The sequence below is a fragment of the Pseudomonas sp. P5_A2_2 genome (assembly GCF_054177685.1).
In genome coordinates this window covers 1-1,089 of record NZ_JBGCUL010001302.1, presented here as the reverse complement: position 1 = coordinate 1,089, position 1,089 = coordinate 1, and the positions used below count along the sequence as shown (strand labels likewise).

Annotated in this window: 2 pseudogenes; both read left to right on the top strand. The window is 58.2% G+C overall.

What is annotated here, in order from left to right:
* Positions 1-142 (top strand): annotated as a pseudogene (locus tag ACXRVY_RS30960) (ectoine/hydroxyectoine ABC transporter ATP-binding protein EhuA); the annotation flags it as partial.
* A gap of 53 nt (positions 143-195) precedes the next feature.
* Positions 196-1,019 (top strand): annotated as a pseudogene (locus ACXRVY_RS30955) (ABC transporter substrate-binding protein).
* Positions 1,020-1,089: the final 70 nt, after the last annotated feature.

The window sequence follows — 1,089 nt, the reverse complement described above, 5'->3', positions numbered from 1 at the left end:
ACTGGGCTTCGCTCGCGAGGTTTCCAACCGCATGGTGTTCATGGACGGCGGGCAGATCGTGGAGGCTGGAAGCCCCGAAGAAATACTAATAAGTCCGCAAAACCCTCGCACCCAAAGCTTCATTTCTGCCGTTCGAACCTAAGGGCCTGGCTCGAAAATCAAGAGCCGCCTCACAACACTCATAAGAGAACGACCATGAAGAACTTCGTTATTCCAGCAGTACTCGCCGGCGTTATGGCATCCGGCTTCACTTCGCTGCCGAATTGCCGGCCAGCATCAAGGCCAGGGGCGAGGTCGTTGTGGCGATCATGCCGAACTACCCGCCGATGGACTTCAAGGACCCGGCCACCAACACCCTCACCGGCCTCGACGTTGACCTGGGCAACGCCTTGGCCGAACGTCTGGGTGTGAAGATCAAATGGCAGGAAACCGGTTTCGAGCAAATGATCAACGCCCTGACCACCGACCGCGTCGACATGGTGATGTCGGGCATGACCGACACCGCCGAGCGTCAGGCCAGTGTGACCTTCGTCGACTACTTCACCAGCGGTCCGCAGTTCTACACCTTGCAGAAAAACAAGGACACGAACGAGATCATCGACCTGTGCGGCAAGAAAGTCGGCACCAGCCGACGTACCACCTTCCCGGCGGAAATCGCCGAGTGGAGCAAGGCCAACTGCGAAGCCGACGGTAAGCCTGCGATCAACGTGATCGGCACTGAAGGCTCGGCAGACGCCCGCGCGCAACTGCGTCAAAGCCGTATCGACGCGGCCATGCAGGGCAGCGAAACCCTGCCGTACCTCAAGACCCAGGAAAAGGACATGTACAAAACCGTGGGCCTGCCGATTTCCAAGCAGTTCACCGGGCTGGGCGTGAGCAAGAAAAAACCTGAGCTGAGTGAAGCGGTGAAAGTGGCGATGCAGAGCATGGTCGATGACGGCAGTTACCAGGCGATCCTGAAGAAGTGGGATCTGGAACTGGGTGCGATCAAGACGGTGACGGTGAACGCTGGCAAATAATCGCACAGACGACCTCATTCCACTGTAGGAGCGAGCCTGACGACCTCATTCCACTGTAGGAGCGAGCCTG